Raw genomic sequence first — 17102 nt, forward strand, 5'->3', positions numbered from 1 at the left:
TTTTAACTGATGTCAAAATCAAAGCTTTACATTTTAAGAAGACTTAACCAAAATTTTACGCTGGTATGGTAGATTGCAGCATTGGGGGCAGATACGATAGGGAAGAGGTGATTTTATGAATATCAACGGTTTTACCGAAACAGGAACATGGTACAAAGGCAATTTGCACTGCCATTCGACAAATTCAGATGGATTATTGAAACCTGACGAAGTTGCTGCATTATATAAAGAGCATGGATATCATTTTCTGGCCATCAGCGATCACGATTTATATTCCGATTACCGCAACGAATTGGGCAGTGATACGTTTCTTATTTTGCCCGCTCTGGAGGCATCAGCCGTGTTGTATGAGGATGAGAGTAAAACGGAACGATTGCGGATTCATCATATTCACGGCATCCTGGGAACGGAAGAGATGCAAAAGAACGCAGAACACAATCTGTTTCATCATCTGGAATATTATCCGCCGCGTCTGTTTTACGGCAACTGGGATGGCGCAGCTGTGGCGCAGGAGCTTCAGGATGATCTGAAAAAACATGGATGCATTACTACCTACAATCACCCTGTCTGGTCCAGAGTCAGGGAGGATGAATTTATCGATATTGAGGGTTGTACGGCAATGGAAATTTTTAATTACGGCACGGTGAACGAAAGTGCAACAGGAGTTGATTCTCTGCATTGGGATGTTATGCTGCGCAAGGGAAAGAAAATTTTTGCCGTTGCTTCGGATGACAACCACAATGATGGCATTGTGGAGGACAGTTTTGGCGGATATATCGTAGTCAAAGCGGAGAAGCTGAACCATGAATCGATTGTTCAGGCCATTGTGGACGGAAATTATTATTCTTCTTCTGGCCCGGAAATCTTTGACTGGGGTATTCGGGACAATGTGGCATATGTGCAGTGCAGTTCAGTAAACAGAGTAAATTTTATCGCAGGCAATTACATCAATGCAGGAGGATGTGTGGTATCCCGGTCAGGGAAAGATGACATAACCGAGGCGAGGTTTGCATTGCGCGGCAATGAGGATTACATCCGGGTTGAATGCACCGACCGACACGGAAATACCGCATGGACGAATCCAATCTTTTTAAAGGGACTCAGATGAGTCCCTTTTTCGCACACCCAAAAATACAGAGGAAAGACAACATGGTCAAATATGTACTTTCAATTTCAGAACTGGCAAAATTAAAAAACATCACAAGTGAAACTCTGAGATATTACGACAGAATCGGGCTGCTGAAACCGGATTATACCTCGGAGAGCGGACGACGGTATTATTCGATCCGCCAGTATGAACGCCTCGGAACCATTCTTGAACTGCGTCAGGCCGGTATGAGTCTGAATATGATTCAGGAATACCTTGACAATCGGAATTTTCAAAAGTCTCTTTCGATGCTGGAGGAGTATCAGAGGGAATTTGAACGAAAATTACAGGAACAAATGCAGTTGAATGAGGCGCTGCTCCGGAAGCTGGCGTTTTTGAGAAGTTTGTCTGACCTTCCGCAAATGGAAACCGTATTTGAAATGGAATTTCCAATCCGTTATATGGTTACCTTTGGAAAGGAAGCGGGCGACAGGGAAGAGCATGCGATGGCGTTCACCAAGCTGGAGAATTATATCAGAGAAAAAATACCGATCCTTGCCAGTGACCGGGTAGGAGTCATAGCTGACGAGAGATTGCTTGTCCCCAACGATCAGCTTATTCCGGCTGTACCGATGCTGCTGGTTTCTCCCGAAAAGGCGGACACAACTTATTTGAGGGAAATTCCGTCAGGTAAGTATGTCTGCATGTACTATAAAAATGGAGTTCTGGAAAAATATGATCGCTGTTTTGAGAAAATCAAGCAGTACATTCAGGAGAAAAACTATCGAATTTGCGGCAAGATTTTGCAAATATATAAAATCGATGTCACATTGACCAACAATGCGGAGGAAACCGTGCTGGAAATTCAAATTCCGGTACAATAGCGGTCAGAATTTTCTTGAATTTAACAAACTTTACTGATTCATGAGTTGAAGTTTTTGCTGCACAAAGAAGTATGCTGTAAAAGAAGTCAAAAAAGATCCATTTAATTTCAGGAGGTAACAATGAAAAAGAGATTCATTCAATTGACGGCTGCGGTTTTAACAGCTACGATTTCTGCCGCATGTCTTGCAGGCTGCGGAAGTACAGGCAGCACACAAACAGAAAGTGTAGATTTGAACAGCATGTCTCTGGAAGAGATTACAGCCAAGGCGAAAGAAGAAGGAGAAGTTAATTCCGTAGGTATGCCGGATGACTGGGCAAACTGGGATGATACGTGGAGCGGAATTTACGATACATATGGATTGAAGCACACCGATGTCGACCTGTCTTCCGCAGAGGAACTGGCGATGTTCGAGGCGGAGAAGAACAATGCGACCAAGGATATCGGTGATGTGGGTGAGACCTACGGCGCAGTTGCAGAAGAAAAGGGCCTGACTCTCAAATATAAGACCAGCTATTGGGATGAAATCCCGGATTGGGCAAAAGATGATGATGGCGACTGGGTGGTTGCATATTACGGAACCATGGCGCTGATGACCAACAAGAGGCTGGTTCCGGATGCGCCGACGTCATTCCAGGATCTGCTGGACGGCGACTATGTCGTATCCATCGGTGACGTTGCAAAGTCCACCAGAGCACAGTATGCTGTGCTGGCTGCGGCTTATGCAATGGGCGGAGATGAAAGCAACATTCAACCGGGTCTGGATTTCTTCCGCCAGCTTGCGGAGCAGGGACGTCTGGATAAGGGAGAATTCAATTTCAGCCGCATTGAAAAGGGTGAAATTGGCGTTGCAATTATTTGGGATTTCGTAGGAATCGGCTACCGCGAACAGATCAAGGAAAACAATCCGGATGCAGATTTTGAGATGTGCATTCCGAGCGACTGTTCGGTACAGAGTGGTTACACAACTATCATCAACGCGTATACCAAACGTCCGTATGCGGCAGCTTTGACGAGAGAATATATTCTGAGTGATGAGGGACAGTTGAATCTGGCAAAGGGGTATGCGAAAACAGTGCGCGATATAGATCTGCCGGCCGAGCTGGAGGAAAAAATGATCCCGGATAATCAGTATAACAATGTAAAGATGGTAGAAGATCAGGAAGCATGGGAAGAAACCGTGGCAGAGCTTCCCTCTCTGTGGAATGAAGAAGTCATGGCATACGCCAAATAAACAGGGAGTGGAATTATGAGGAAGACGCAGACAAAAAAGTATTTGCTGGCATTGCTTCCGTTCGTGATTCTGGTGGGGCTGTTTGAGATTATCCCGATTGCAACCATTATCGTAAGAAGCTTTACACCAGAGAGCGGAGAGATTGGTCTTACCTTGGCCAATTATGTCCAGGTTTTTACCAAAAAACTATATCGGTCAGCTATTTTTAATAGCCTGATTATTGCGGTGTTCTCATCTGTCATCGGCCTGTTTGTGGCATTCTTTGGATCCAAGGCGGCCTATGAAAAAGGCGGCAGAGCGAAAAAGATTTTCATGAGCCTGCTCAATATGGTTTCCAATTTTTCGGGCGTTCCGCTGGCATTTGCCTACATTATCATGCTGGGCAACACGGGCATTCTCACCCTGATCGGACAGAAATACGGCATTCAATTTCTGGCAGAATTTCCGTTGTATTCGGTTGTAGGCCTGATGTTTACCTATATTTACTTCCAGATTCCGCTGTCCACACTTCTGCTGCTCCCGGCATTCGAGTCCATCAAAAAGGAATGGAAGGATGCTGTCGGGCTGCTGGGAGGTACCAGCAGAACATTCTGGATGAAGGTTGGTATTCCGGTACTGATGCCGAGCATCCTGGGTACCTTTTCCACGATGTTTGCCAATGCCATCGCGGCCTATGCGACTGCGTATGCTCTGGTGATGAACAATGTTTCGATTCTCCCGATTCGGATTTCGGAACAGTTTGTCGGAGATGTCGTACAAAATCCGCATCTCGGCGGCGCACTGGCTGTCATACTGATGGCACTGATGGTCCTTTCCGTTTTCATCAATGAGAAGATTCTACAGAAAGACAGGGGGCACCAGGAATGAGAGAAACCGGAAAGAAAAGAGGAAGCAGTGGGCTTCTGTGGGTTATCGGAATTTATCTTTTGTTCCCATTGCTTTTGACCTTTATCTATTCGCTGTTTACCGAATGGATTACGATTCTTCCCAAAGGATTTACACTGAATGCCTATCTGGAACTGTTCCGGGATTCGTATTTTTGGAGCTGCATTGGAAGAACAGTCCTGATCTCCGTTGTGCCGATTGTCATTTGTACCATTGTTGTCCTGCTTGCCATGTATGTGGTAGTGGTGTACCTGCCTAAGCTGGACAGCATCATGAAGGTGATTTGTACGATCCCATATGCCATTCAGGGCGTTATCCTTCCGATCAGTGTGCTGGGATTGTATGTCAATGCGCCGGAGCCATTTTCCAACCGCGTATTCATGCTGGTCTGCACCTACTGCATCGTCGTGCTTCCCTATATTTATCAGGGTGTGCGCAATAATCTGAATGCAGTACACGCGCCGAGACTACTGGAAGCGGCACAGATGCTGGGGGCTGGAAGGTTTTATGCATTTTGGAACATCATCCTTCCCAACATTGCAAGTGGTGTTATGGTCTCCGCCATGCTGGCATTGTCGATTGTGTTTGGCGATTTTGTCATCATCAATACGCTGGCGGGCAACTACTTCCCAACCGGACAGATGTATCTGTATGCTGTCATGAAGCAGTCCGGACAAAAGGCAAGCGCCGTTATTGTATTGCTGTTTATCGTAACGCTGCTGATTTCTCTGGCAGTATTCGGCCTACAGAAAGACAAAAAGAAGGAGAGGTAAATTCCAGATGGCATATATTGAATTCAGGAATATTGATAAATTTTATGGCGAAAATCACGTGCTCAAAAATGTGAATTTGAATATCGAAAAGGGGCAGTTTGTCACGTTGCTGGGACCGTCTGGCTGCGGCAAGAGCACGCTTCTGCGTTGTCTGTCTGGTCTGGAGGAAATTTCCTCCGGACAGATTATCATGGACGGCAAGGATATCACCGGACTTGAGCCAAAAGATAGAAACATCGGCATGGTGTTCCAGCATTACAGCCTGTTCCCAAACATGACGGTAGAGGAAAATATCGCGTTTGGTCTGAAAATGAAAAAGAAGCCACAGGATGAAATCGACAGTAAGGTGAAGGAAGTCATGGAAATGGTCGAGCTGACCGGGAAGGAGAAGGCCTATCCGGTCAGTCTGTCTGGCGGACAGCAGCAGAGAGTTGCACTGGCACGCAGCATTGTGCAGCAGTCGAAGGTGCTGCTGTTGGACGAGCCGCTCAGTGCCATCGATGCCAAGCTGAGAAAGGCACTCCAGCAGAGCATCCGCGAGGTGCATAAAAAGCTGGGTCTCACCAGTATCTTTGTCACGCACGATCAGGATGAGGCGATGGTCATGTCGGACACCATCCATCTGTTCCATGACGGAAAAATTGAGCAGTCGAGTGATCCGATCGGCATGTATACTGCGCCGGTCAGCAAATTTGCCGCTACCTTTATCGGAAATTATAATATCCTGTCGGAAGAGCAGTTTGCAGCTGTCACAGGCAAGCGTGTGACGGCACCGGAAGGTATTGCCATCCGCCCGGAAACGCTGCAATTTGTCGATGGTGAAACAGACGAAGAATATTGCTTTACTGGCACGATTGTCGACAACACGCCGAAGGGCAATGTGTTGCAGTACCGTGTCCGGGTCAATGGAATCATTCTCAAGGTTGATGTCCTGTTCCGCAGCAAAACACTTTTCCAGAACGGGAATAAGGTCAAACTGGCAGTTGCAGACCACAACTGTATTAGATTATAATGAAAGAGAACAAATATATGAAATACGGAACAGTAAATTCTTTACAATCCCCAAGATTTGCCGGAGTTAAGACGTTCATGCGGATGCAGAATATCAGAACGCTGGATGACATTGATTTCGCTGTGCTCGGAATTCCGTTTGATACCTGCGCAACCTATCGCGCAGGCGCGCGTTTTGGCCCGGCTTCTATCCGGGAAATGTCATCGCTCGCGGCAAAGCCGTATCATCCGGAACTGGAGGTTGACATCTTTGCGCAGTGCTCCGGTGTCGATTACGGCGATATCGGCTCTGTACCGGGATATGTGGAAGAGTCGTTTGATGTGATGCAGAAAGAGATGAAGGAGATTTTTGCGCGGGGCATCATTCCGATTGCCATGGGCGGAGATCACAGTGTTACCCTGCCGGAGCTGCGGGCGTGCAGCGAAGTGTATGGCCCGGTTGCACTGGTTCATTTTGATGCGCATTACGATACGATTTCCGAATACTTCGGAAAGCCCTACAGCCATGGCACACCATTCTATCATGCCGCAATGGAAGGTCTGGTGGACACCGCACATTCCATTCAGTTGGGCATACGGGAGGGGCTGTACGGTGCGGAGGACGCAGAGAATTCCGCAAAGCTCGGCTACCAATCGATAACAGCGGCACAGATGCATGAGATGTCCGGTGAGGATGTGATCCGATGCATTTGTGCGCGCACAGAGGGGAAAAAGGTATTCCTCACGTTCGATATCGATTTTCTCGATCCTGCCTTTGCTCCGGGCACCGGAACGCCGGTTCCGGGCGGATTTTCCACCTGGGAGGCGCTTAAGATTCTTCGTGGTCTGAAGGAACTGGACATTGTAGGCTATGATATCGTTGAAGTCGCCCCGGCTTTTGACGGCAGCGGGATTACATCGATTGCAGCCGCCGGAATCATACAGGAATTTATGTCCCTGATTGCATGGAGGAAAAAACATGGAAAACTTTGAGACGCTCATATCGGACTCTCGTGTTCTGGAATCACTCAGACAGGGACAGGAGGTTGTTTGGATCAATCCTGATAAACGCTGTCTGGAACAGAGTATGCAGGGCTGTGAGCTGAATCAGAGCGACATAGATGACGCGGAACAGAGGCTTTTTCGGTTTGCACCGCTCATTCAGGCATATTTTCCGGAGACGCAGCCGCAGGGTGGTCTGATTGAATCGCCGCTTGTGGCGATTGACGCGATGCAGGCATGCCTGAACCGGAAATACGGCAGCGTACAGACCGGCAAACTCCTGCTGAAAAAGGACAGTCATCTTGCCATTGCCGGGTCTGTCAAAGCGCGCGGCGGCATTTATGAGGTGCTCAAGCACACGGAAGATCTTGTCCTGCGGCATCACCTGTTGGAGCCGGGCGAAAGCTATGCGAAGATGGGAGATCCGGATAAGAAAGCATTTTTTCGTGCATATACCATCCAGGTCGGTTCTACCGGCAATCTGGGGCTGAGCATCGGTATCATCAGTGCAGTACTCGGATACCATGTGGTTGTCCATATGTCTGCCGATGCAAAGCAGTGGAAGAAAGATTTGCTGCGGAGCTATGGTGTCGATGTGCGCGAATATGAGGGCGACTACAGTGAAGCCGTCAGGAATGGCAGAATGCTTTCCGATGCAGACCCCAAGAGTTATTTTGTAGACGATGAAAATTCCAGAAATCTGTTTCTCGGTTATGCCGTAGCTGGAAAACGCCTGAAGCAGCAGTTAGATGAGATGGAAATTGTTGTGGATCAAGACCATCCGTTGTTTGTCTATATCCCGTGTGGTGTCGGCGGCGCACCGGGCGGCATCACCTTTGGTCTCAAGCAGGTGTTTGGCGATGATGTTCATTGCTTTTTCGTTGAGCCGACACAGGCACCCTGCATGCTGCTCGGCCTGGCAACCGGTTTGAACAACAAAATTTCAGTGCAGGATATCGGTCTGAGCGGCGAGACACAGGCGGATGGCCTTGCTGTGGGAAGACCATCTGCTTTTGTAGGCGGCATAATGAAAACCATGCTGAGCGGCGCATGTACCGTTGCCGATGAAAAGCTGTATCGATATATGAAGGACATGATGGATACCGAAGGGATCTTTCTGGAACCGAGTGCATGTGCGGCCGTGCACGGTGCAGTGTGCATGAATACAGAATCGGAGACAAGACGCTATCTGGAAGACAATCAGCTTGTTTCGCGGATGGCAAATGCCACGCAGATTGTATGGGCAACCGGCGGAGGCCTTGTGCCTCAGACGATCCGGGACGACTATATGCGCACAGCAGCGGAACTGGAAAAGGACAGTTGAAATGTACGATACACATATGCATACGACGCCGTTTTCTTCTGACAGCCGAATGAAAATTGCCGAGGTTCAGCAGTATGTGCGGCAAACTGGAATCGGTGTCGTGCTGACGGAACATATGGATTATGAATTTCCAGAGCCAAAGGTATATGAATTTGATCCGGAAGCGTACTTTTCCGCATATGCGCCACATCGGAGCGACACGCTTCTCCTCGGTGTGGAGATCGGATTGCAGCGCTTTGTTGAGGGGAAGAATCAAACGTTGGTTTGTTCCTATCCCTTTGATATGGTGATTGGTTCCATTCATGCTGTATGTGGCAGGGATTTATATGATCCGTCGTATTTTCAGCTTTTTCCGGACAGGAAAAGCGCTTATACGGCATATCTGGAAGCCATGTATGAAAATGTCAGAAGCTATGATGATTTCGATACCCTGGCACACATCGATTATGTCAGCCGACACGCGCCATATGAAAATTCTATCCTGCTGTACGAGGAGTTTCCAAATCTGTTTGACAGAATACTGGAATGTCTCGCGGCAAAAGGAAAATCGCTTGAAATCAATACCCGGCAGTTTGGAGATGGGCGGGCAGTAGCTGCACTTCGTAAGCTGTGCTGTCGGTTTGCTGAGTCGGGTGGGCGTACTGTGACCATCGGTTCGGACGCACACGACTGCGGCAGCATAGGGGCGTATCTGAAAGAGGCATACCAGCTGGCCGCAGCGTGCGGGCTGACTCCGGTATATTACAAAGAGCGACAGGCCTGCATGGCGCTGTGACACTGAATGCTTTCAAGGGCAGGTATTCCTTTCATCTCGTGATATTTCATCTTATGATAAATGACACCCGATCTTCCACGGTATGAAGATCGGGCTTTTTCATAGATTTTACCTTATTGCCATCTTTTTGTTACGGTGTTGTTGTGTACATTGCCGTGTGGATATGATATAGTAAACAAAGAAGGAGGGTGAGCGATGTGATGCTGATTTCAACTGTGTCACCGGTGTGTTTCTGGCTGGTTGTGCTCATCGCCTGTCTGATAATAGAAGCAGTGACGACACAGCTTGTCACACTCTGGTTTGCGGCCGGTTCCATCGGTGCGCTGCTTGCGGCAAATGCCGGTTTGAGCTGGGCGGGACAGTTTGGAATCTTCCTTGTCCTGTCGTTCGTGCTTTTGTTGTTGCTTCGTCCGTTGCTGCGCAGGGTTCTGCGCCCGCAGCGGGATAGAACCAATGCAGACCGCATTCTCGGACAGGAGGCGGTTGTGGTACAGGCGATTGACAACAGGAATGGCACGGGTCAGATCCGCCTGATGGGTCAGATCTGGACCGCCAGAAGTATCCACAATGAACAGATTGCAGAAGGAGAAACCGTTGTTGTGCGGGAAATATCCGGCGTAAAGGCAATGGTGGAACACTGTGATGAAAATGGAGGTAATGGATCGTGGTATTTGTGATCATTGTTTTGGCACTGATTGTGCTCATCGTACTGGTTTCCAACATCAAGATTGTCCCGCAGGCAAAAGCCTACACCATTGAGCGCCTTGGTTCGTATCAGGGCACATGGCAGACCGGCCTGCATTTTAAAATTCCGCTGATTGAAAAGATTGCGCGCAAGGTCACACTCAAAGAACAGGTCGTTGATTTCGAGCCGCAGCCGGTTATCACGAAGGATAACGTCACGATGCAGATCGATACGGTTGTTTATTTCCAGATTACCGATCCGAAGCTGTTCACCTATGGCGTGGAAAACCCGATGGCAGCGATTGAAAACCTGACCGCGACGACACTGCGAAATATCATTGGAGATCTCGAACTCGATGAAACGCTGACCTCCCGCGATGTTATCAACACCAAGATGCGCACCATTCTGGATGAAGCAACCGATGCATGGGGCATCAAGGTCAACCGTGTCGAGTTGAAAAACATCATTCCGCCGAAGGCAATTCAGGAATCGATGGAAAAACAGATGAAGGCGGAGCGTGAACGCCGTGAGGCAATCCTTGTTGCAGAAGGCCAAAAGCAGTCCGCCATTCTTGTCGCACAGGGTGAGAAGGAGTCTATGGTACTGCGCGCAGATGCAAAGCGCGAAGCACAGATCAAAGAAGCACAGGGTCAGGCAGAGGCGCTGATGACTGTGCAGAAGGCACTGGCGGATTCCCTCGAGCTTTTGAACAAGGCGGCACCGAATGACCAGGTCATTCGCCTGAAGGCGTTGGAGGCATTTGCAAAAGCCGCAGACGGCAAGGCGACCAAGATTATCATTCCGTCGGAAATCCAGGGACTTGCAGGGCTTGCAACCTCGCTCCAGGAGGTCTGGAAGACGGAAACTCCGGATAAATAATCAGATAATGCAGCAGCTCCACCGGACAGATGATCTGGTGGAGCTTTTTTGTACGTATATTTTTTTGGACATACGCATACGCTGTGCACAGGGAATGGAGTGGTGCAGATTTGAGTGGAGTAAAAAAATTCCGTATTACTCTGATTGTCGCAATCTGTGCGGCAATTGGCGTGGCAGCCTTCAGCAGGCTGTATGTAGGAAGGACACTGCCGGAACACGATCCCGGCACGGCAGAGTTGCAGGAGCATGCAGCTGAGGAAACAGAAGGAGATTCCGGTGAACAGACAGAACTTGTGCTCGGAGAAGAGGTTTTTCTTTCGGCTGTAGAGGAAGCACTGGGCGGACAGCTGGAAGTGTCCGATTTATCCGCAGAGATCGGTGAAAATGGGGTAGTCCTATTATCCGGTTCTGTGAATAAGTCTGATGCTGCGGCACTGTTAAAGGAGCAGGATGACAGCATTTCCTCGGCATATCTCTCCGTTCTGGATTTGCTGCCGGATAGCCTGCCGCTTCAGCTGGAGCTTACATTGTGTGCCGATGGCGGCGCGGTTGCAGTTGTGCCGAAAAGCCTGAAGGTGGCGACGATGGAAATTCCGGATACAGTGGTGGGGGCAGATGCGTTCAATCAGCTGGAAACGAGCATAAATCGAAGTCTGGCCGGAAAACTCAGCCGGGTGGAATCGATTTCCTCTGCCGACGGAAAATTGACTGTAACAGGGGCGAAGGCATAAAGAAAACCCGACTGGGAAACCAGTCGGGTTATTTGCTATGTAAATCAATAACGGCCTGCGCCAACGTAATGCGAAGAATAGTAGCTGCTGTTCAGGCTGTCGGTGCAGACACCTCTGCGGGAGTTTGCCGCGTGGATGATCTGACCATTGCCCATGTAAATCGCTACATGACCGACACCGCTGCCGTCGTTGGTGAAGAATACCAGATCGCCCGGCTGAAGGCTGGACTTGGAAATCTTCTTGCAGCTGGAATACTGCGAAGCGGAAGAGCGCGGGATGGATTTACCGAAGTGCTTGTACACGTACTGGGTAAAACCAGAGCAGTCGAAGGAGCTCGGGCCGGATGCACCGTAAACATACGAGCAACCGAGGAAGCTCTTAGCGTACGAAACAATGCTGGAGCCGGAAACACTGCCGCCGGTGCTCGGGGTCGTATCCGAAACACTGCCGCCGCTGGATGGCTTGGTAGAAGACAGGTAGCTGGAGCCGACATAGCCGTAACCGCTGCCGTACTTGATCTTATACCAGTAACTGGAGGTATTGACTACGCTGACCTGCTGGCCATAGGAAAGGGTGCCCTTGGAAGCGTAGGAAGTGCCTGCGCCGGAGCGGACATTCAAACCGGAAACCGTGCAGTACATCGTCTTTTCCTTGTTGGACGGAGCAGAAACCGGAGTGGTGGAGCTGCCGGACGGCTTGGAAGAGGACAGGTACTTGGAACCGACATAGCCGTAACCGCTGCCGTACTTGATCTTATACCAGTAACTGGAGGTATTGACTACGCTGACCTGCTGGCCATAGGACAGGGTGCCCTTGGAAGCGTAAGAAGTACCCTTGCCGGAGCGGACATTCAGACCGGAAACCGTGCAGTACATCGTCTTGGAAGAGGAAGTGGTGCTGGACGAACCGGAATCAGAATCTACTGCCGAAGAGGATGTATACTTGCTGCTGATGTAGCCATAGCCGCTGCCGTACTTGATCTTATACCAGCTGCCGGAGGTGCCAACAACCGTTGCTGACTTGCCCTTGCTCAGGCCGCCAACAACACCATAGGAAGTACCCGGGCCGGAGCGGACATTCAGTGCAGAGGCTGTGATATAAACGGTCTTGGATGAGGTCGTGGAAGGAGTCGTCGAAGAAGACGAGCTGCCGCTGGTCAGGTACTTGCTGTAGACATAACCAGTCTTGCCGTTTACCGTGACCTTTGCCCAACTGCCGGAAGTGCCCAGCTGAGAGGTAGTGGTTCCCTTTTTCATCACGGTAAGCACAGAATATGAGCTACCTGGGCCGGAGCGAACATTTACATCCGTGGTAGAAGTTACGTTTGCTGCCAGAGCGCCTGTGCAGACAACAGCAGTAGCTGCTGCCGTTGTTACGGCGAACTTCATCTTCTTCGAACTTATCATGGTAGGAACCCTCCTGATTTCACTAAAATTATTTGGCTGACAGCGCCCTGTTGAGCCAGACTACAGCGATATCCAGTGCTGTATAAAGGCCATCTTTTTCCGTTTTCTTTACAATTCTGTCCTTTGGACGGACGCTGGGGGATGTCTGCTGCAACTGAACGGAAACACGCGTTGCGACCTCGAGATCCTTGACCATCTTAGTCTCGAGAATCTGCATCATGATGATATAGCGGTCGCTCATGCTGCCGTAATAAATGATATTGTCATGTCTCATCAGAGGGTGGCCCTTGTATGTGAGGATGCCGTCATCCGCATCTTTTTTGGAAGTAGCTGACATAAGGTAATCTCCTTTGCAAAATAAATTTCGTTTCACACGCAATAGGATTAGTATACCACGTGAGAGATTTCATGTCAAACAGGGGACAAGCACACACGCCGCACATCGAGGTTACAAAACGCCTCATCAAACATTACAATACGGTTACATTTTCTTTAGTATAGCACATGACACCTGTACTGTCAAATATTTTGTTACCATTTTGCAAAGAAAAAAGCGTGAAACCCCGGGATATTGGGGTTTCACGCCGCAGTGTTTTGCTATTTTGGAAGGTTACATAGAGTTATTGGGTGTATTTTGCGCTGATATAGCCGGTTTTTCCGTTGAATTTCATACGATACCAGCCGTTCTTTTTCTCGAAGACCTCCACGGTTTTCCCTTTTTTCAGAGTGCCAATGGCCTTGTATTCCTTGCCGGGGCCGGAGCGAACATAGAGGTCGGTGGTGATGGTTACCGTTTTACCCGCGGCGGGCTTTTCGGGTGCAACCTCTTTGGCATACTTCTTGCTGATGTAAGCATATCCGTCCTTATACTCAATCTTGTACCAGTCTTTTGTCTCTGCAACAACAGTCGCAGTTTTGCCCTTCTTGAGGGTTCCGATGGACTTATATTCCTTGCCGGGGCCGGAACGGACATTCAGCGAGGATGCAGTCACCTCAACTGTTTTGGTGATATCCTTCGTGTATTTGCTGCTGATATAGCCGTACTTGCCTTTGTATTCAATCTTATACCATTTGCCGGATGTTTCGACAACGACAGCCTCGCCGCCCTTTTTCAGATATCCGATGGTGCTGTATTTCGTTCCCGGGCCGGAACGGACGCGCAGCGAAGAGGCAGTGACAGAAACAGTCTTTTTCTCCACATTTGCGTCATCAGGGGAATCGGGAGCATCCTTCAAATATTTGCCGTATACATAACCGGTCTTACCGTCGACCTTTACCTTGATCCAGTTGCCGCTCTTTCCCAGCTTCTCTGCTGAGGTGCCCCTTTTCATGACTGCGACAACAGCGCAGGAATTATCGGGGCCGGAGCGAACATTGACATCAGTGACAGAAACAACATTGGCGGCGAATGCGCCGGTGCAGACAATCACAGTCGCAACTGCGGCAGCAGCCGCTATTTTCATCATTTTGGTACGCAGCATGTCAGAGAACCTCCTTCTGTTCAGGCAGGTAATCTCTCCCGGGATTGATTGGTTTGTGCGCAATTTCCGTATTCAATAGCTATTTCGTTGTATCAATCATACCACGATCCAGAGCATATAGCAAACACAATACAGAAACGATATGGAAACACTTCAGTAACACTTTTGGGTAAGTATCCTCCAACATCTGACCAGAAAAACACAGGACGTCCGAAGACGCCCTGTGAAAATCCCTGTATTACAGTTCAAGATAGTTGGAAATCAATTCCTGCATCAGCTCGTCACGATCAATTTTGCGAATCAGGCTGCGTGCATTGTTGTAGTTGGTAATATACGTCGGATCCTCCGAGAGCAGATAACCAACGATCTGGTTGATCGGATTATAGCCCTTCTCTTTGAGAGCGTCATATACCGTCTGAAGCACACGCTTCATTTCCTTGTCACTTTCTTCTTTCATACTGAACTGTCTGGTTCCGTCAAGCATTGCGGGCCCTCCTTTCAACGTACTTTCATAATAATACAGAAATCTCAATTTGTAAAGAGCTTTGTTACGAGTTTGTTACTTACGGAGCTTTGCGTCGAACTGCTTCTCCAGAGCGGCGATGGCCTTTTTCATTGCGCCGTCGCACTCTTCATCGGTCAGCGTGCGGTCACTGCGGCGCAGTCTGAGGGAATAAGCAACACTCTTTTTGCCTTCCGGAACCTGGTCGCCCTTGTAAACATCGAACAGAGAAACCGCTTCCAGAATGCCGCCGACGGCCTTGGAAATTGCCTTTTCCATATGTGCGACCGGAATGCTCTCGTCGCACAGAACTGCGATGTCGCGGGTAGAAGCCGGATACTTCGGCAGCGGCTGGTAAATCTTTTCTGTGGAGAGACAGCCGAACATAACATCGAGATTCAACTCGGCAGCCAGCACCTCGCTGTTGCCAGCGCCGTAGTTCTTTGCAACAACCGGATGAACCGTGCCGAATACACCAATCTCCGTATCGCCGGAAAGGACTCTTGCGCAGCGGCCCGGATGATAGGATGGATGATCGGTGACCGGTTCAAACGATACATCCTGTACACCCGTGTCGTTCAGGATTCGCTCGATGACGCCCTTGAACTGGAAGAAGGACAGGCGGCCATACGAGCCGAGCGTCAGGATATGCGGCTCCTGCGGGAGGGTCTCTGCGTCAACCTCACCGTCCTTGAGTGCCGGAAGATAAATCGTCGCGATTTCATACAGGCTTGCAGTTGCATTGCGATAGTTGAAGTTGTGCATCAGGCAATCCAGCATGGACGGCAGGGAAGTGGTGCGCATGACGCTGAATTCTTCGCCCAGCGGATTGAGAATCTTGACCGACTTGCGCTTTTCACTGTCCTCCGGCAGGCCGATGCTGTCATACATCTTCGGGCTGCCGAATGAGAAGTTCAATGCCTCGTCAAAACCGCAGGCGCGTGCCAGAATGCCGATATTCTTTTCAAAGTTCTGCTTCGGAGTCAGTGCACCGAGTACGGATTCACCGCCGAACAGCGTAGTCGGGATGTTGTCATAGCCGTACATACGGGCAACCTCTTCGGCGAGGTCGCACATGCGCGAGATATCAGTGCGGTAGAATGGAACGACAACCTCATCGCCCTCAACTGCAAAGCCAAGGCGCTCCAGATAACCGACAATTTCCTCACGGGACAGGTCAATACCGAGCAGGGCATTCATCTTGTCGCATTCCAGCGGCAGGCGCTTGTGCGCATCGCTGGTTGCGTCGACATCGATGATGCCGTCGACAACTTCACCTGCACCGAGCATTTCGACCAGCTCGCAGGCACGATTGACTGCATCGACGGTCATGCGCGGGTCAAGACCCTTTTCAAAGCGGCCGGAGGCCTCTGTGCGCATACCCAGCTTCTTTGCAGTGATACGGACCGTTGCACCGTGGAAGTTCGCCGACTCAAAGACGACCGTGTTGGTGTTTTCGGTGATTTCGCTCTCATAGCCGCCCATGACACCTGCAACCGCAGTGGCAGTGGTTCCGTCAGCGATGCAGACCATGTCATTATCGAGATAATGATTCTGTCCGTCCAGCGTCTGGATAAATTCGCCGTCCTTCGGGCGACGGACAATGATCTTGCTGTCTTTCAGGCAGGCGTAGTCGAATGCATGCATCGGCTGACCATATTCCAGCATGACATAGTTGGTGATGTCGACGATATTGTTGATCGGGCGGACACCGGCAGCATGCAGGCGCTCGCGCATCCAGGCCGGGGACGGCTCGATTTTAATGTTCTTAACCAGGCGCGCGGTGTAACGCGGGCACAGATCCGGTGCATCAACCTCGACAGACAGACTGTTGTTGATGTCACCGCCGCAGCCCTTGACAACCGGTGCATGCAGCTTGAGCGGGCGGTTAAAGGTAGCCGCAGTTTCGCGTGCGAGGCCGATGATGCTCAGGCAGTCCGGACGGTTGGATGTAATTTCAAAATCGGTGACATATTCGTCGAGACCGATGACGGTGCGGATGTCAACGCCGACCGGAGTTCCCTCCGGCATGAGCAGCAGGCCGTTCGGATCGCCGTACGGGATTTCGTTGAGCGTCAGCCCCAGTTCCTCATGGGAGCACATCATGCCGTTGGACGGTACACCGCGCAGTTTGCCCTTGGTGATCTTCACACCGCCCGGCAGCTGGGATTTGTGCAGGGCAACCGGTACAATGCTGCCGACATGTGCGTTCGGCGCACCGGTAACGATCTGAATCGGCTCTTCCTTGCCGACATCGACCATGCAGATGACCAGATGGTCGGAATCCGGGTGTGGTTCGTTGGACAGAATCTTACCCGTGACAACATTTTTGAATTCTTCGCCGAGGTAATCAATTTCCTCGACCTTCGAGCCGGACATCGTCATCTTATCCGCATATTCCTTGTTGGTGATGCCCGACATATCTACAAATTCGGAAAGCCAGCTCATTGGCAGCTTCATGATTT

The 17102-nt window shown here is 49.8% G+C and carries 17 protein-coding genes; 12 read left to right on the forward strand and 5 right to left on the reverse strand.

All coding sequences use genetic code 11. The features are described 5' to 3' along the window. Positions 1–115 precede the first annotated feature (115 nt). The 12 genes from ACLM7Z_RS10040 to ACLM7Z_RS10095 all read left to right on the forward strand — a co-directional run bounded on the left by ACLM7Z_RS10040 (position 116) and on the right by ACLM7Z_RS10095 (position 11248). Positions 116–1108 carry a CehA/McbA family metallohydrolase gene (locus ACLM7Z_RS10040; RefSeq protein ID WP_087020498.1) on the forward strand — a complete coding sequence of 331 codons (993 nt, stop codon included), beginning with the start codon at positions 116–118 and terminating at the stop codon, positions 1106–1108. A 41-nt stretch (positions 1109–1149) separates the two neighbouring features. Next, complete coding sequence (locus ACLM7Z_RS10045; protein WP_435644977.1) at positions 1150–1971, forward strand: MerR family transcriptional regulator; 822 nt, start codon at positions 1150–1152, stop codon at positions 1969–1971. A 120-nt stretch (positions 1972–2091) separates the two neighbouring features. Beyond that, the gene (locus tag ACLM7Z_RS10050; protein WP_087020503.1) at positions 2092–3204 is read left to right on the forward strand and encodes an ABC transporter substrate-binding protein; all 1113 of its coding nucleotides are present in this window, start codon (positions 2092–2094) and stop codon (positions 3202–3204) included. A gap of 15 nt (positions 3205–3219) precedes the next feature. Continuing rightward, positions 3220–4071, forward strand: a complete 852-nt coding sequence (locus ACLM7Z_RS10055) for an ABC transporter permease (protein WP_435644978.1) — start codon at positions 3220–3222, stop codon at positions 4069–4071. Continuing rightward, on the forward strand, positions 4068–4862 hold the full coding sequence (locus ACLM7Z_RS10060) for an ABC transporter permease (protein WP_435644979.1): 795 nt from the start codon (positions 4068–4070) through the stop codon (positions 4860–4862). The genes ACLM7Z_RS10055 and ACLM7Z_RS10060 overlap by 4 nt, the downstream gene beginning before the upstream one ends. 7 nt (positions 4863–4869) lie before the next feature. Further along, on the forward strand, positions 4870–5874 hold the full coding sequence (locus ACLM7Z_RS10065; protein WP_435644980.1) for an ABC transporter ATP-binding protein: 1005 nt from the start codon (positions 4870–4872) through the stop codon (positions 5872–5874). Between the two features lie 83 nt (positions 5875–5957). Further along, positions 5958–6845, forward strand: a complete 888-nt coding sequence (gene speB / locus ACLM7Z_RS10070; RefSeq protein WP_242969842.1) for an agmatinase — start codon at positions 5958–5960, stop codon at positions 6843–6845. Beyond that, positions 6832–8178, forward strand: a complete 1347-nt coding sequence (locus ACLM7Z_RS10075) for a D-serine ammonia-lyase (protein WP_435644981.1) — start codon at positions 6832–6834, stop codon at positions 8176–8178. The genes speB and ACLM7Z_RS10075 overlap by 14 nt, the downstream gene beginning before the upstream one ends. A gap of 1 nt (position 8179) precedes the next feature. Further along, positions 8180–8953: a histidinol-phosphatase HisJ family protein gene (locus ACLM7Z_RS10080; protein WP_087020522.1), complete on the forward strand. Its 774-nt coding sequence runs from the start codon at positions 8180–8182 to the stop codon at positions 8951–8953. A gap of 200 nt (positions 8954–9153) precedes the next feature. Beyond that, on the forward strand, positions 9154–9630 hold the full coding sequence (locus ACLM7Z_RS10085; RefSeq protein ID WP_435645771.1) for an NfeD family protein: 477 nt from the start codon (positions 9154–9156) through the stop codon (positions 9628–9630). Next, positions 9618–10517 (forward strand): SPFH domain-containing protein, encoded by a 900-nt coding sequence (locus tag ACLM7Z_RS10090; protein WP_205703629.1) that lies wholly within the window; start codon positions 9618–9620, stop codon positions 10515–10517. The genes ACLM7Z_RS10085 and ACLM7Z_RS10090 overlap by 13 nt, the downstream gene beginning before the upstream one ends. A 110-nt stretch (positions 10518–10627) precedes the next feature. After that, positions 10628–11248, forward strand: coding sequence for a hypothetical protein (locus ACLM7Z_RS10095; RefSeq protein WP_087020532.1), 621 nt, complete (start codon positions 10628–10630; stop codon positions 11246–11248). A 44-nt stretch (positions 11249–11292) separates the two neighbouring features. On the opposite strand, the gene ACLM7Z_RS10100 is transcribed toward ACLM7Z_RS10095, so the two are convergent. From ACLM7Z_RS10100 to pheT, 5 genes are all read right to left on the reverse strand, one after another. Then, a complete protein-coding gene (locus ACLM7Z_RS10100; RefSeq protein ID WP_087021775.1) occupies positions 11293–12654 on the reverse strand; it encodes a C40 family peptidase in 1362 nt (453 codons plus the stop codon). Between the two features lie 28 nt (positions 12655–12682). Next, positions 12683–12991, reverse strand: coding sequence for a hypothetical protein (locus ACLM7Z_RS10105; RefSeq protein WP_087021773.1), 309 nt, complete (start codon positions 12989–12991; stop codon positions 12683–12685). Positions 12992–13274: 283 nt separating this feature from the next. Further along, the gene (locus tag ACLM7Z_RS10110) at positions 13275–14135 is read right to left on the reverse strand and encodes an SH3 domain-containing protein (protein WP_087021770.1); all 861 of its coding nucleotides are present in this window, start codon (positions 14133–14135) and stop codon (positions 13275–13277) included. A gap of 238 nt (positions 14136–14373) precedes the next feature. After that, complete coding sequence (locus tag ACLM7Z_RS10115) at positions 14374–14619, reverse strand: IreB family regulatory phosphoprotein (RefSeq protein WP_087021767.1); 246 nt, start codon at positions 14617–14619, stop codon at positions 14374–14376. 75 nt (positions 14620–14694) lie between these two features. Further along, the gene (gene pheT / locus ACLM7Z_RS10120) at positions 14695–17097 is read right to left on the reverse strand and encodes a phenylalanine--tRNA ligase subunit beta (protein ID WP_087021763.1); all 2403 of its coding nucleotides are present in this window, start codon (positions 17095–17097) and stop codon (positions 14695–14697) included. Positions 17098–17102 lie beyond the last annotated feature (5 nt).

It is taken from the genome of Butyricicoccus porcorum (assembly GCF_051246315.1).
GTDB lineage: Bacteria > Bacillota > Clostridia > Oscillospirales > Butyricicoccaceae > Butyricicoccus_A > Butyricicoccus_A porcorum.

What these genes read in the sequence shown, in the direction of transcription:
- ACLM7Z_RS10040 (WP_087020498.1), top strand. Translation starts at nt 116, where the DNA reads ATGAATATCAACGGTTTTACCGAAACAGGAACATGGTACAAAGGCAAT.
- ACLM7Z_RS10045 (WP_435644977.1), top strand. Translation starts at nt 1,150, where the DNA reads ATGGTCAAATATGTACTTTCAATTTCAGAACTGGCAAAATTAAAAAAC.
- ACLM7Z_RS10050 (WP_087020503.1), top strand. Translation starts at nt 2,092, where the DNA reads ATGAAAAAGAGATTCATTCAATTGACGGCTGCGGTTTTAACAGCTACG.
- ACLM7Z_RS10055 (WP_435644978.1), top strand. Translation starts at nt 3,220, where the DNA reads ATGAGGAAGACGCAGACAAAAAAGTATTTGCTGGCATTGCTTCCGTTC.
- ACLM7Z_RS10060 (WP_435644979.1), top strand. Translation starts at nt 4,068, where the DNA reads ATGAGAGAAACCGGAAAGAAAAGAGGAAGCAGTGGGCTTCTGTGGGTT.
- ACLM7Z_RS10065 (WP_435644980.1), top strand. Translation starts at nt 4,870, where the DNA reads ATGGCATATATTGAATTCAGGAATATTGATAAATTTTATGGCGAAAAT.
- speB (WP_242969842.1), top strand. Translation starts at nt 5,958, where the DNA reads ATGCAGAATATCAGAACGCTGGATGACATTGATTTCGCTGTGCTCGGA.
- ACLM7Z_RS10075 (WP_435644981.1), top strand. Translation starts at nt 6,832, where the DNA reads ATGGAAAACTTTGAGACGCTCATATCGGACTCTCGTGTTCTGGAATCA.
- ACLM7Z_RS10080 (WP_087020522.1), top strand. Translation starts at nt 8,180, where the DNA reads ATGTACGATACACATATGCATACGACGCCGTTTTCTTCTGACAGCCGA.
- ACLM7Z_RS10085 (WP_435645771.1), top strand. Translation starts at nt 9,154, where the DNA reads ATGCTGATTTCAACTGTGTCACCGGTGTGTTTCTGGCTGGTTGTGCTC.
- ACLM7Z_RS10100 (WP_087021775.1), bottom strand. Translation starts at nt 12,654, where the DNA reads ATGATAAGTTCGAAGAAGATGAAGTTCGCCGTAACAACGGCAGCAGCT.
- ACLM7Z_RS10105 (WP_087021773.1), bottom strand. Translation starts at nt 12,991, where the DNA reads ATGTCAGCTACTTCCAAAAAAGATGCGGATGACGGCATCCTCACATAC.
- ACLM7Z_RS10110 (WP_087021770.1), bottom strand. Translation starts at nt 14,135, where the DNA reads ATGCTGCGTACCAAAATGATGAAAATAGCGGCTGCTGCCGCAGTTGCG.
- ACLM7Z_RS10115 (WP_087021767.1), bottom strand. Translation starts at nt 14,619, where the DNA reads ATGCTTGACGGAACCAGACAGTTCAGTATGAAAGAAGAAAGTGACAAG.
- pheT (WP_087021763.1), bottom strand. Translation starts at nt 17,097, where the DNA reads ATGAAGCTGCCAATGAGCTGGCTTTCCGAATTTGTAGATATGTCGGGC.